Source organism: Alteromonas sp. CyTr2 (assembly GCF_947311905.1).
Classification (GTDB): domain Bacteria; phylum Pseudomonadota; class Gammaproteobacteria; order Enterobacterales; family Alteromonadaceae; genus Alteromonas; species Alteromonas macleodii.
On the sequence record NZ_CAMZMZ010000006.1, the window covers coordinates 111,041 to 125,891 of the forward strand.

At 44.7% G+C, this 14,851-nt stretch carries 9 protein-coding genes; 2 read left to right on the forward strand and 7 right to left on the reverse strand.

The genetic code is table 11. The annotated features are described in order from the left end of the window. The first annotated feature begins 16 nt into the window (after positions 1-16). Complete coding sequence (locus tag QME20_RS05745; RefSeq protein WP_281715605.1) at positions 17-1,042, forward strand: LacI family DNA-binding transcriptional regulator; 1,026 nt, start codon at positions 17-19, stop codon at positions 1,040-1,042. A 15-nt stretch (positions 1,043-1,057) separates the two neighbouring features. On the opposite strand, the gene QME20_RS05750 is transcribed toward QME20_RS05745, so the two are convergent. From QME20_RS05750 to QME20_RS05765, 4 genes are all read right to left on the reverse strand, one after another. Continuing rightward, complete coding sequence (locus tag QME20_RS05750) at positions 1,058-2,560, reverse strand: tryptophan halogenase family protein (protein ID WP_281715606.1); 1,503 nt, start codon at positions 2,558-2,560, stop codon at positions 1,058-1,060. 150 nt (positions 2,561-2,710) lie between these two features. After that, positions 2,711-5,614, reverse strand: coding sequence for a TonB-dependent receptor (locus QME20_RS05755; protein ID WP_281715607.1), 2,904 nt, complete (start codon positions 5,612-5,614; stop codon positions 2,711-2,713). 350 nt (positions 5,615-5,964) lie between these two features. Further along, positions 5,965-6,543 (reverse strand): thymidine kinase, encoded by a 579-nt coding sequence (locus QME20_RS05760; RefSeq protein ID WP_014950261.1) that lies wholly within the window; start codon positions 6,541-6,543, stop codon positions 5,965-5,967. Between the two features lie 5 nt (positions 6,544-6,548). After that, positions 6,549-8,567 carry a bifunctional diguanylate cyclase/phosphodiesterase gene (locus QME20_RS05765; protein WP_281715608.1) on the reverse strand — a complete coding sequence of 673 codons (2,019 nt, stop codon included), beginning with the start codon at positions 8,565-8,567 and terminating at the stop codon, positions 6,549-6,551. A gap of 478 nt (positions 8,568-9,045) precedes the next feature. On the opposite strand from QME20_RS05765, the gene QME20_RS05770 reads away from it, so the two are divergent. Then, positions 9,046-11,556 carry a TonB-dependent receptor gene (locus tag QME20_RS05770; RefSeq protein ID WP_281715609.1) on the forward strand — a complete coding sequence of 837 codons (2,511 nt, stop codon included), beginning with the start codon at positions 9,046-9,048 and terminating at the stop codon, positions 11,554-11,556. Positions 11,557-11,629: 73 nt separating this feature from the next. Here QME20_RS05770 and QME20_RS05775 read toward each other — a convergent pair whose 3' ends face one another. The 3 genes from QME20_RS05775 to QME20_RS05785 all read right to left on the reverse strand — a co-directional run bounded on the left by QME20_RS05775 (position 11,630) and on the right by QME20_RS05785 (position 14,737). After that, positions 11,630-12,010, reverse strand: coding sequence for a hypothetical protein (locus QME20_RS05775; protein WP_281715610.1), 381 nt, complete (start codon positions 12,008-12,010; stop codon positions 11,630-11,632). Then, on the reverse strand, positions 11,976-12,344 hold the full coding sequence (locus QME20_RS05780; RefSeq protein WP_281715611.1) for a hypothetical protein: 369 nt from the start codon (positions 12,342-12,344) through the stop codon (positions 11,976-11,978). Before QME20_RS05780 ends, QME20_RS05775 begins: the two co-directional genes overlap by 35 nt. A gap of 143 nt (positions 12,345-12,487) precedes the next feature. Continuing rightward, a complete protein-coding gene (locus tag QME20_RS05785) occupies positions 12,488-14,737 on the reverse strand; it encodes an acyl-CoA dehydrogenase (RefSeq protein WP_061095566.1) in 2,250 nt (749 codons plus the stop codon). Between the last annotated feature and the right edge of the window lie 114 nt (positions 14,738-14,851).

Below are 14,851 nucleotides of genomic sequence, written 5' to 3' on the forward strand. Positions count from 1 at the left end.
AAAAGAGCTAAAAATAATGAATAAAACAAAACTTACCCTAAAAGATGTTGCTGAACAGTTGGGCGTTTCAACGGCAACCATTTCAAATGCATTTAACCGCCCGGACCAATTATCAAAAGCGAAGCGCGAAGAGATTTTAGCGCAGTGCAAAAAGATTGGTTACAACGGCCCCAATAAAGCAGCACAGATCCTCAGAAAGGGCACATCAAATATTGTGGCTTTAGTATTAGCCGACAGCATTTCATATATGGTGAGTGACCCCGTCGCGAGTACTTTTATTAAAGGTGTTTCTTCTGCGCTTCAAGAAAATGGCAAGCATTTGTTACTGTACGCGGGCGACTCTGACAGCATTCTTGATGTTGTAGATTTTGTTGATGGTTTTATTTGTTACGGACAACCGCGCAACAGCAACTTGGTAGCGGAGTTGGCAGTGTCGCCAAAACCTGTGGTCACCGTTGACTTTGATATCGAAGACAAGCCATCTATTAATATTGATAACGAAGAGGCGGCCTATCGCGTTGCGTCTCATACGTTAAATGAAGGTGACAATGTGGCAATCTTTGGGCTTCGCCTGATTGACTCGCCTTCTACATGTCGTATTTACGATAGTCCGTTGATTGACGTAGACAGCTCAATTGCTCACCGTCGACTTGATGGTTATTTAAGGGCCGCTGAAGAAAAGAACATCACGGTAAGCAATGAGCGTATTTGGCACCTTCCAGAAAGTGACAGACACTTTGCAAGACAGGCAGCCAAAGAAGTACTGACCAGCTCTCCAAGACCTAATGTGGTTTTGTGTATGAGTGACATTATAGCCCTTGAGCTACTTCACTTAGCCTTGGATATGAATATTAAGGTACCGGAAGAGCTGAAAATTACAGGGTTTGATGGTATTGGGGAAGCCGAGCGTGCGCGCCCGCGTCTTACTACAGTTTGCCAATCCAGCAGTGGCAAAGGCGTAGAAGCAACAAAAGCACTGCTTAATCAAGTAACAGCAAAGAGTACGCTGCCTTTTGAATTGCAAGTCGGCGAGACGGTATAGGCTGAGCCAAGAGGTTCAGCCCGCGTTAAATAAGGTAGATTGCTTATCAAAGTTTAACGAGCAGCGATTAAAAAATGCGGCAAGCTTCTTTTCTTCAAAAAGATCGCCGCTTTCCTTCAAAGAAGCGGGCTGATTGAGTGCCGGTGGCGGGAATACACCATAGCCAGACAACAAACAGTGCCATGACGTAGTGCTGAAATGTCGACCAATACCTTGGCGCTTTATTTCCTCAACAATATCCCCTTTTCTGTACCACACATCAAGCAAACTTAGCAGTGATTCGGACAGCTTCATGTTAGCTCTGTTGTCTCTCCAATAGTCACTGTCGTTGCGCCCGTTTAGCTTGTAATGACACACGATATAATCTCGGACGCGTTCAAAGCGCTCTGAAACTTCCCGATTAAACGCCTGTCTCTGTTGTGCACTTGTTTCGTTGAAAGAATAGTTGTCCGCGAAAAGCTCGATGCTCGTTTGAACTAGGTGTAGTGCCGTTGCTTCTAAAGGTTCAATAAACCCTTGCGACAAGCCTAGTGCAAGACAATTCTTCTCCCAATGCCTTTCACATTGACCTACACGCATAGACAAGTGCTTTGCTTCAACATCGGTATTTTCCATCCCCAATGCGCGTCGCAATTCACATTCTGCAGCGTCTTTCTCTTGGTACTGCTGACTATACACATATCCGTTTCCCGTGCGGTTGCGAAGCGGTATCTGCCAGCGCCAACCGTTCGACATGGCAACCGACTCGGTTTCAACCGGTAAATTAGCGCATGCTGGTGTAGGCAACACAACGGCCGAGTCATTGAATAGGTTGTCACTAAAGTCCCTAAACGGTACGCCTAGCGTCTTTTGTAAAAGGAGTCCTGAAAAACCCGTGCAATCTATGAACAGATCTCCATCAAGTTTTTGTCCGTCTTGACAAACGAGATGTGAAATGTCGCCAGATGGTGAGGTATGCACCGATTCAATATTACCAACAACGTGATATACGCCTTTTGATTTAGCGCGCTCGCGTAAGAATCGTCCAAGTTTTAGAGAGTCAAAGTGGTAGCCGTATTCTATATCGAATGGAAAATTATGTGAGGGAAGAGGGGCAAGGTTTTTCTTTGCCAAATACCCCGCCATAAGAAACTTATCAGGTCGAGTTTCAACATCGAGACCCAGCCTTCTGGTTAAGGCATTAACGTGAAATGCTCGTTCACTAAAAACATCTAGCTGGCTAATAAAGGGGTGAGAGTAGCTGTGTGAATTATTGCCATTCCAGCCCGTGAACTTGATATTAACTTTATACGTTGCTTGGCACTCTTCCATCCAATCATACTCAGGAATATCAAGAGTTTGGAAGAAACGCTTGAGAGTAGGTGTCGAGCCTTCGCCTACGCCTATTGTGCCAATGTCTTCTGATTCTATGAGTGTGATGGTCACAGCTTGATTAGCCCAGCGGTGAGCTAAAAGGTTGGCAGCCATCCAACCTGCTGTGCCGCCTCCAGCAATAACAATTCGGTGTGGTGTTGTCATTAAAGGCTCTGCAATAAAAGAAGGGTGAAATTAAACAGTATCAGAGTTGCGCATTACTGCCACACTTTACATGGCAGTAATGCAAGGTACGTATCCACTATCTAAAGATGCGTGCCATTATTTTCGTACGTTCAAAAGAGATGGTCCCTTTTAATAGAACGAATAGTTGAGGTTTAGCATATAAGAAGGACCAAACTCACGGCGGAGCGTAACAATGCCCGCATCATCAATGGTTTCTTCTTTCTCATCAGTCAGGTTGACGCCTTGTAACGATACTCTTAGCCCTTCCAAGTACTCAATTCCGCTATCTGCGAAATCGTAGCTAATTTGAGCATCGACTTGGGTAACGGCGTTACGAGTTGCTGGCTCAATTTTGTTTGAACCTCCACGCTGATATGTAAGGAACTCAGAACGATCGGTTGCCGCAACCCTAACCTCAAAGCCGTTCATCTCATAGTACGCTGTAATGCTGTACGTATTGTCTGATTGGCCTGGAATGGCTGTGCCATCTTCAAGCTCCGCATCTAGGATTGTTGCAGAAGCGGCAATACCAAATCCATCCAGAGAGTCAGTGAGCATTCTTAAAGGAACATTGGCCGTTAGCTCAACCCCTTTCATTTCACCTTTTAGGCCATCTTCGAAGAATGAATAGAAGCCTTGGTCTGGCGGAGTTACTAAATCGCCCACTTCGTAAGGCGTGTCTTGCGGGCCGTAGTTACCCGCAACGTCCACGATCCTGTCATGGAATCCAGGGATGAAGTAGTTAGCACCGTCATTGGTCACGTCATTCGTGAAATCAATAAGCTGGTTGCCGTCGCGGGTCCAATTAACCAAATCTTTATAGAAAAGCGCAATTGAGACATAACCTTCTTCATCGAAGTAGTTTTCAAATGAAATGTCAAAGTTATTGGCTTCTAACGGACGAAGGGTGGGGTTACCCGTAAATTTAGACCAAGGCGACCCGAACTCTCTCACCGCCGCCTCAGAATTCTCTGTAGCAATCAGCTCAATATTTTGATCAAACTTAACAAAGCCCGATGCTTTCATTTGGTCGATACGCGCTCGACTAATGGTTTTCGATGCCGCCAAGCGCAGGTAGCGATTCTCATTAAGTTCGACACTTACGTTCAGGCTAGGTAGGAAGTGAGAGTAATCATCGCCATCGGTAATAATACAGTCCGCATCAACCACTTGATTGCCATCGTCGTCACACACGGCAAAGTTCGGGCCTACAATACCAATGAAACCCGTTGAGCTTTGGTCCGTTTGTACATATTGTGCACCCACGTTACCTTTTACATTGAAACCTTGAACTTCAGTCTCAAAGTCTAGCTGGGCGTATAATGTAGTTACTTCTTCATCAATGGTGTAGGTATCACCTAAACGATCAGGCTCTAGAAGCCCTGCATCATTAAGCGTATATTCACCATCGTTATAAGGGGCAAAGCCGTCGTAGGCTACAACGTAACCCATGCCAGCCCAGGTTAAGTCAGCTAACCCGTTATACAGATACTGCTCAGGGATTGCCTCAGAAAATGGATATGACGACGCAGTTGCAAAGAAACCTTTATTGTCTTTTGCTTTGTATCGGTCGCTATAGTTTACGCCGGCCGTAAAAGTGTTGAAGATTCCCCAATCTACATAACCAACTGCCTCAAAACGTATTGTGGTCAGCTCTTCTTCAAAATCAGCAAAGTTCAGGAAGCCATCTTGAGCGTTGAAGTAGCTGTAGGGTTGACCATTTGCTTGTAAAACATCGGTAGTAAACTGGTCGGCAATGTTAGCCATACCGCCCCCCCAAACTTGAGGGCCCGCTAGTTGTAACATGGTGGGATCAGAGAATGCATCAAGGCCGCTACTGCCGCTAAAGTAAATACCATCAGTGCTCATTTCGAATTGACGTGAACCTAATTGCCCTTCGCCGAGCGCACCAGAACGCGCTAAACCAGCGTATGATTCACCACGCAAGTCACGTTTGTTCGACTCACTGTCTGCCACGTCTAAAGTAAGAGACCACTCATCGGTTATGTCGTATTTGATATTTAAACCGAAGGTTTGAAGCTCGCCATCTTTTTGCGCGGGATCTGTACGCAATACTGGATTCGCGTTAACTTGCGTGCCCGAGTTGTTAATGCCTGTACCGCTAACATTTGCCGCAGCGAAGGGTTCGATGAAACCGCGAATAACACCTGAGTCGGAATAATCAATATCTAGCGCATCAAAAACAATGTCTAGTCTATCGGTGGGACGCCATTGAAGAATGGCTGAAATCGTGTCGCGTTCTAGCACGCGGCTAATGGCCTGAGTGTCTAAACCAAACGGAAGCACCTGACCATCGTCATTCTCACCATATCCCCAAACACCGTATTTTCTCTCGTTTCTGGGGGACTCCGTTGATGCAATGGCAAGTGCGAGACCTACCGTGTCATCGGCAAACTTTTCTACAAAGGAAAGGGCAAAACGGTTGCCGCTATTGTCGAACTCTGGATTATCTGAATCGTTGCCACCAAGTTCATAGACCCCAGTGACGGTAAGGGTTTCCTGGGCTGCTAGAGGGCGTACTGTTTGCAAGTCTACTGTACCGCCAATACCTTGGACAATAAGCGACGCGTCAGAGGTTTTGTAAATAGTGGCGCCTGTCATGATTTCAGCAGGGTATAAGTCGTACTCTACGCCACGGTTGTCACCAATACCGATAAGTTCGCGGCCGTTCAGTGAGGTGCCGGTAAAGTCTTCTTTGAAGCCACGTACCGAAATACCCGACGTTCGTCCGCCTACGCGCTCACCTGATAGGCCCGGCAAGCGGGCAAGTGATTCTGCGATTGAAGAGTCTGGAAGCTTACCGATGTCTTCTGCGGAAATGGCCTCAACAATGGAATCGTTGTCCATTTTCACCGCTTGGGCGCGCATTAAAGAGCCTCGAATACCCGAAACTTGAATAATTTCTACTTGTTCGTCGTCTGGTGTGTCTTGTGCTACTACTGAACCGCTGTTAAGGGCGGCGGTAATTGAAATAGCGATTAACGCAGGTTTAAACGTACTGGTGTGCTTCATGAGTCATACCTTGCTGAGTGTGTTAAACAAAGGTTTATTATTTACAACGTTTTAACAATAGTAGTTGTTTTACTCATACGCAAGTGTTTTCTTAATTGTTTAAGAAAAGTGTTTTCAAATACAGGTCATAAACGGCTATTCGTGGCTAGCAAGAATGCTTAATGCTTTTTCTTGCTACTTCTAGATAGTACCGAGAAAGTTTGGATAACGCCGATTGAAATCTGGCAAAGAGCAGAAGGGGGAGTGGCAAATTTTTTAGAGAATGAGAAGCGGACAATAAATGCTATAGCCCGCAACAGATATGAGGTTCAGTGACTGCTTATTTTAGTTAGGTTACTTGACGTTGGGATTTAGTCCCAAACCAGTTCTTTAAAGTGCTTGCGACACATTGATTCATAGGTGTCGTTGCCGCCAATTTGTACTTGATCACCATTTTTTACTGCATTGCCATTTTCGTCTAAACGCACCACGAAACTTGCTTTTTTACCGCAATGGCAAACGGTTTTTAGTTCAGACAGTTTATCTGCCCAAGCCAGCAAATAATGACTGCCTTCAAAGGTTTCACCTAAAAAGTCGGTACGCAGGCCGTAGGCTAGTACCGGCACATCAAGTTCATCAACTACGTCCACTAGCTGCTTTACTTGTGCCTTTGTTAAGAACTGTGCTTCGTCAATAAAAATGCAGTCGGGCTTTAACGCTTCGCAGTCTTTGCTTATTGAGGCAAACAAATCATCGCCTTTTGCGTATAGCTTGGCATCTGCTTGTAAGCCGATACGAGAAGTGACTTTCCCAACGCCGTACCGATCATCAAGCGCTGCGGTATAAATCACGGAATGCATACCGCGTTCACGGTAGTTATAAGCTGATTGGAGGAGTGATGTAGACTTCCCTGCGTTCATTGCAGAGTAATAAAAATAAAGTTGAGCCATGGTTATTAGTAGTTTTCGTTATACCAAGAAATAAGGTCGTTGGCGTTCATTGGTCTAGCGAAGTAAAAGCCTTGCAAATAGTCGGTTCCAAGCTGGGACAAGTGTTGCCTTTGCTGCTCAGTTTCGATGCCCTCTGCAATGGTTTTACAGCCAAACTCTTTAGCCATTAAAAGTGTTGCTCTTATTATGGTATCACTCTCTTCAGAGCTATTCTGTATAAAAGAGCGGTCAATTTTAATAAAATTGAATGGCATAGATTGAAGACGGTTTAAAGATGAATAACCTGTACCAAAGTCATCAATTGATATTTTGACATCACGGGCTACGAGTTCGCTCACTCGTTTAGTCACTAGATCTTTATCAATAGCGAATACGCTTTCAGTTATTTCTAGATAGAGGCGTTCTGGTGAAATTTTAGTTGTGCTGAGGGCATTGTCTAAAACTTTAAAGAAGCTGTCATCGAGCAGCTGCGCGACTGATACATTTATCGACATTGCGAGGCCGGGTTTGAACTGCCAATGTGAAAGGTCGATAAGCGCTCTATTTAATACCCACGCACCTATTTCTGGCATTAGCCCACTGCGCTCTGCTAGGGGGATAAATACCGCAGGAGAAATGTTTTCTCCGTCGCAGTTCCACCGTAACAGCGCTTCTACTGACGACAAGGAGTTTGTCGTGACGTCAATGATAGGTTGATAAAAAACAGTAAATTCACTATTTTCAATGGCTGAACGCAATCGTTCACAAAGACGTTGCTCTCGTTTAATTTCGTTGTGCAGTGTTTCATTGAACACACCGATAGAGCCCCTTTGTTTGCGCTTTTGATCGTACATAGTCAGGTCGGCCTGTTGAATTAAATCAACAGCACTGTCGCCATGCACGGGGAACATGGCGATACCTATTGTGGCGTCTAGAGTTATTTGGTTGTCGTTTGCAATAATGGGAATAGTGACGCCACTGCGCATAGCGTGTGCTACGGCCTTTGCGGTATCAACATTAGCATAAGGAATTACGGCGACGAATTCGTCTCCTCCCCATCTTCCCAGGTGATTTTCTTCCGTATAGTTACGAAGTCTGTTGGCAATTTCGGCAAGGACAATATCGCCGACTTTATGTCCTAAACTGTCGTTAACTTGCTTGAATCCGTCTAAGTCGATAAATAGAAGGGCGAGCGAGTTATCTAGGGCACGTGTGGTGTCTATCAAATTGTTGAGATGCTTGAGAAAGCCGTTGCGATTAAGCAAATTTGTCAGTGGATCTCTGTTAGACAACCGATATAAATCCGCCGTTCTTCTTTCCACTTCCGCTTCAAGGTTGGCGTTAGATGCATCGAGCTTTTCGTTTGAAGCTATGAGTAGTTTGTTTACTTTAACTGTTTCACTACGCTCAATACGCATCTGTTCCATCAAACTATTATTCTTAGCTTTAAGGTGTAACGTACTGATGAAAAAGCGATGGTAGCGAAAAGCACTGGCGAAAATACCAAACCAGAAAACCAAGCCAAGCACACCTAAAATAAAAAATTTCCCGCTAGCATCAATTAACGCACATAACGACATAGGTACAAGAAGAGCAGTAGAGTAGAACCCGACGAGTTTTATGTTCGGAGACAGGACGGTAACAGCTCCGCCGGACATCGCGGCGAGTACAACCATAGTCGCTGCTAGTTCGACAGTTGCCATGGATGAATAGAAAAGCACTGAATAAAGCGCCCAAATACAACCCGTAACATAAAGCCCGGTCGAAAACCGAATCAAAGCAGGGCGCGGGTTATAAGCTTTTCCTGCCAAATTAGTGCGCCAATACAATGCATCAACTAGCCTCAGAAGTGAGACGCACACCATTACTCCCCAAATCTGTAGTTTATTTGCAAATGTTGAAGGGGAGTCGCTTTCAAAGAAAAATACCAAGCCAGAAAAGGCAAATATCGTCATCAAGAAGCCGACAAAGCTATTGCCAATTAGCATGTCGGTGGTGTCTCGTTCTATTTCAGTTTGTGATATCGATTCTTGATACGTGTTCAACCGGATAAAGCCTTAATTACATTGTGATTCAAATTTAATGCGTTACTTCAAAAGCAAATTTAGTCGTACAGAATAGAGCGAAGCGTACAAACTTAAGTGCACTAAATGATTGTAGTATAGGCTAAATATAATACATATGACGGAGGCATTTTAAAATTCGACTAAAGCAACTCGCTTTTTGTCTATCTATGTTTTTTCACAGTTCGCTCTAAACACCTGAAAGTGTAGTGTTCTTAATCGATATTGCTTTTTATTTCTTATCTGCGATGTGAATCGCTCAAAATAGCTAAAACTTTAGTATATAAAAGTTAAATAAGGCGCTGCGCAAGAGTAAAAACTCTTCACAGGATGTTTACAATGTTGTTCCTTTGTTATAAATTCTTAATCGATTAAGTTTGAATTGTGTTGCCGCCTCCCTACGTTAAAGGGGCAGAGGCTACCTTGGATTTAACAAATTCAACACATTGCCGGAGAAAAAATGAACAAAAATCATACACTCAACGCTTTGACCCTAGCGATTTGCGCCGCTTTTTCGGGCTCGGTTATCGCGCAGGAATCATCAACAGCTGATGCTGACGCAAAGTCGAAAGAAAAATTCGAACAGATTGTGGTTACCGCTGCACCGAGTGGTGCAACGATGCAAGAAGCTAGTGTTTCTGTAAGTGCATTCGACGAAGACGATATTCTTAAACTAGCTCCTCGTTCTACCGCTGAGGTATTTCGCGCGTTACCCGGTATTCGTGCCGAGTCTTCAGGCGGAGGCGGTAACGCAAATATTACTATTCGCGGTATTCCACTTGCGACGGGTGGTTCTAAATTCTTGCAAATCCATGAAGACGGTTTACCTGTTTTAGAATATGGTGATATTAACTTTGGCAATGCCGATAACTTTTTACGCTACGACTGGTCAGTAGCGAATGTGGAAGCAGTGCGCGGTGGTTCAGCGTCAACATTCGCCAGTAACTCGCCAGGCGGTGTTATTAACTTGATCAGTAACACGGGCGAAGTAGGTGGCGGTGCCGTTGGAACGTCATTTGGCGTTGATTACGAAGAATTTCGTTTAGACTTTCGCTATGGCGGTGAAATTAGCGACGACCTTTACTACCACATTGCTGGCTTTGCCCGTGGTGGAGAGGGCCCGCGAGAAACGGGATACAATGGCGACCAAGGCGGTCAGGTTAAGTTCAATATCACTAAGATGCTAGATAACGGTCACATCCGTTTCTTCTATAAAAACCTTGATGACAAAGTATCAACATACCTTCCTTCTCCGGTATTGGTGAAAGGCGATGGTGAATATGGCCCGGTACCTGGTTACGACGCCAGCTCACAGGCATTAAACTCAGCTTACAACACAAACATTTCTACTTTTGACAGCTATGGTAACCCAGAGAATCGCGACGTCCGCGATGGTATCGAATCAAAAGTAAACTCATTTGGCGTTGAAGTTGACCTCGAAGTGGCTGAAAACTTGTTCTTATTAAACAAGTTCCGTATTTCAGATATCTCAGGTGGTTTTATTGCTCCATTTACTGATGGATTTCCAGCGGGCCCTGGCGATGTATCGAATTTCGCTTCTGCACTTTGTGCCGGCGCTACTGACGGTGACGGAAATGCGCTGAATTGCGACAGCACAAGTGTTGTGCTCGCGAACGGACCTGGCGCTGGTGAAGTGTACACAGGACAAGCATTTACAAACCTTCAGTTCGACACAAGAATCAACGATCTGGGTAACATGATCAACGATTTCAGCTTGCGTAAAGAATTTGATAACGGTATCGACCTCACAGTAGGTTATTACTACTCAAACCAGGACATCGCCACAAGCTGGTCAAGCTGGCAGACATTTATACAAACTCTAGACGGTGACAATTCACAGCTTCTAACAATTACAGATGGCGATGGCGTGGAACTTGTTTCAAACGGTTTATTGTCACCAAGCTTCCTTTCGTGGGAGTGGGACTTAAACTATGTAACAAAAGCGCCGTACATGAACGTTGGTTTTGAATTGTCAGATAACATTCTTATTGATGCATCGGTACGTCATGACACGACCGAAGCTTCAGGTGAACTCATCAGCTCGTGCTGCGGCGGAAATGCTGACTTCGACATAAACGGTAACGGAACTATTGAGCAAATTGAAGATGCTTCAGCAATCAACAGCGGCTTCATTAGCGGTGGTGTCATCAACTTAAATCGCGCCAGTGCGTCTTCTCAAATTGTTGATTACAGCGCGAATAATACGTCTTATTCAATCGGTGGTTCGTACCTTCTAAGCGCCAGTCAGACATTCTTTGCTCGTTACTCAAAAGGTGGCCGTGCTATCGCCGATCGTTTACTACAGATTGGCGGTACATTGAATACAGACGGCAGCTTAACAAGCACAACATCGGGTTACGATACAACGAAACAATTCGAGGTAGGTTACAAATACGGTACGAAAGACCTCATGGTTAACGCAACCTTGTTTGATACTGTTACTGAAGATACGCAAGCAGAGGTAACCAGTGGTTTAACCTTTATGCGCGAATATGAAGCAACAGGTTTAGAGCTTGAAGGCCGCTGGACAGCAACTGATAATTTCGTGCTATCCGGTAACTTAACGTGGACAGACGCTGAAATCAGTAAAGACGTAAACAACCCTGCACTTGAAGGAAATACTCCACGCCGCCAAGCAGATTGGATTTGGACTATTACCCCTGAGTACGTTACTGATACATGGTCTGTTGGTGCCTCACTACAAGGCTCGACAGAGTACTATGTTCAGGACAATAACGACCTGAAACAAGAGGGTTATAACCTTGTAAACTTGTTTGCCACTTATTGGGTGAACGACCAATTTTCTGTGTCGCTTAATGTGAATAACGCCACTGATGAATTTATCATCACTGAGTCAGAAGAAGGTTCAGCAGAAGTTGGTAGCTACATCAGAGCACGTCCATTGAACGGCCGTACTACAGTGCTGTCGCTTAAATATATGTTCGACTAACGAGCAAGTATCTAGTGCAAAGGTACTAGTTATTGTTCAATTAACGCCCGCACTCAATGCGGGCGTTTTTTATTTATTCATTCTCTGCGGTTTTGAGTAATTGATGCTGCTTGGCGATTGCTGCAGAAAGTTGGTCAATCAAATGGCTATGTTTCTTATGAATAACGTGTACCAATTCGTGTTCCACTAGAGGTATATACTCAATTCCAGATTGTTCGAAAATGGCTTCTTCAGAATAGTCACTCGGTAAAATAGCGTAGTCAAATCGCCCGTTGAGCAGTAAATTTATGACGTGGTGAAAGTCATCAAATTCAAAGATGTTGGCATTTAACTCGCCAGGTTTGACGTGCATATTGAAGAAAAATTGGGTAGTGACGGCTATTGCCTTATCAGGTTGTTGAATTATGCTTTTATTGCACTCAGCTCCCCGTATACAATAGAAATGATGCGCCATGAGACAGTGCTGGAGGAACAATTACAATGTTATTGTCAGGCTGAGACACTACGTCATAGCGAATAATATCTGCATCTGTCATTCCTTCATCTAAAAGCCGTAAGCCTCTTTCCCCACCCACTTTTTCGAATGTAACCTCAATGCCGATATCTTGGTACGCACGTGCTATTAGGGGTTTATAGAAGCTACTTACTCGAGGATGAGTTAGTTCTCCAATGACGAAGTTAGTATCATCGTGCTGGGCACTGGCGTTTGAATTGAATAGCAGCGACGAGAAAAAGAGAATAAAAAATATTGAAACGGTTTGAATGCCAATAAAGCGCATCGTTTTCACTTTACAAATCCTTGTTTAAGAAAACCACGATAAGCTAAAGGTAGAGTACGAACGAAACAATAGAAAGATAATTTAACGGGCAAATAAAAAGCCCCATCTCAAGGATGGGGCTTTGTTAATCAAGTTACTGCAATTATGACAGTTTACGCAGCGTTTTGACCGCCATCAATCGCTTTAAGCGTTTGAGACGCTGGAACAAGTTCCATATCGAACGTGTATTCGTCTACACGAACTGCTAGCTTGCGTTTTTCGTTATAGTCGTGAAGCTTAGCGGCTTCATCAGCAGTTACCACGCCTTTTTCTTGAAGCTTGTTAAGTGCATGTTCAAAAGAAATGAACGGCACTACAGGCTCTTTGCGAAGTGCTTTTTGCACTTTACCAAGAAGGTGAGCTACCGCGTGCTTCGCTTTGAACGCTTGCTCGTTGATGTCGTTGCCATCTCCAGGCGTAACGCGAACAAGGTGAGTAAGCTGCTCTTTCACGCTGTTATCTTGCATAGATGCAATAGAAAGCTCACGCACTAGGTCATCGCTAATACCCGCAACACTGTTGGTGTAGGTGTTCGTAAGAAGACGCATTAGACCACGTGTCGCCGTGTTCGGGAAATTGTTGATAAAGTTAACAATTGCCTGATCCGCTTGTTGTAACGACCACTGCATCGCGTATTCGAAATACGGTAGCGCAAGCTTTCTGTCTTCAATGCGCTGCTCGTAGAAACGAATTGCTGCCATTGCACCGTATAGGTAGCTCATTACGTCACCTAGACGTGCTGATAAAAGCTCAGCTTTCTTAAGGTCACCGCCTAGTACCGCAAGTGACAAGTCAGCAAGTGGTGCTAGTTTTGCAGAGATGCTGTTAACACGCTTCTCGTACTTGCGAACTTCTGGTAGTGCAGACTCGCTCTCGCGTAGGAAGGGAAGGTATCCTTTACCAAGGCTGCGGAATGCATTTTTAACGCTGAAGCCAACAGTCTTCCGAAGTACCTTGTTGAACTCTGCATCCGCTGAACTTTCGTTGCTGTGGATTAGGTCAACCATGTCTTTAAGGTAAGGGTGGCAACGCATTGCACCTTGACCGAAGATCATTAGATTTCGTGTAAGAATGTTTGCACCTTCTACTGTAATCGCGATAGGAAGCGCAGCATAGCCGCCCGCTAACGTATTCTGAGGACCGCGTTGAATCGCTTTACCTGCCTGGATGTCCATAGCAGAGTTCATCACATCACGACCTAGTTCAGTCATATGATATTTAGCAATAGCGGTAACTACTGATGGTTTAACACCTAGGCCTAGACCTTCAGTTGTTAACACACGCATCGCTTCAAGTAAGAACGTCTTACCCGCGATGTCTGCCATTTTCTCTTGAATACCTTCAAAGCGACCAATTGGGAGACCAAACTGCTCACGTACGAATGAATACTCAACCGTGCCTTTAAATGCAGATTGTGCAGTCGCTACGCCCATTGCTGGAAGTGAAATACCACGACCTGCACCTAGACAGCTAACTAGCATCTGCCAACCACGACCAATGTTCTTTTGACCACCAATGATGAAGTCCATAGGAATGAACACATCTTGACCACGAGTAGTACCGTTGTAGAAGCGTACACCCATTGGGTCGTGACGGTTACCAAGTTCAACACCTGGGTGAGACTTAGGTAGAAGGGCACAGGTAATGCCAAGCTCTAGTTTGTCGCCAAGTAGTTGGTCTGGATCGAATACTTTAAACGCAAGACCTAGTACGGTCGCAATTGGTGCAAGTGTAATGTAGCGCTTGTCCCAGCTTACACGTAAACCAAGCACTTCTTCACCGTTGAATTCGCCTTTAGTTACGATAGCCGCGTCAGGAATAGCACCTGCGTCAGAACCTGCTTCAGGGCTGGTAAGCGCGAAGCACGGAATATCGCGACCGTCTGCTAGACGAGGTAGCCAGTAATCTTGCTGCTCGGTCGTACCGTAGTGCATAAGAAGCTCGCCTGGACCTAATGAGTTAGGAACCATTACGGTTACTGCAATTGCACCGCTTTTCGCTGCGATAGTGGCAACGATTGTAGAGTTTGCATACGGGCTGAACTCAAGACCACCAAATTTCTTTGGAATGATCATAGAGAAGAAGCGGTTCTTACCTAGGAAGTCTAAAACGTCCTGAGGAATGTGCTTGCCGTTGCCTAATTCAAAATCATCGATCATGTTCAGCAACTCGGTTACTGGACCGTCCATGAATGCTTGTTCTTCTGCGCTCAGTTTTGCCTGAGGGATATCGCGTAGCGCCTGCATGTCAGGCTTACCCTGATAAATAGAAGATTCAATCCACACGTCGCCTGCATCTAAGGCTTCTTGCTCTGTGGTTGAAATTGGGGGTAATACTTTCTTTAAGCTAGTTCTGATACTCATAATAACTCATCCGCTCATCTGACCAGTTGTTTAGGTTAATACTACACCTAATTTAAAAAAGATCAAATTTTGTAAAAATTATCAGATAATCATGTGGTTATATAAACTATCTGC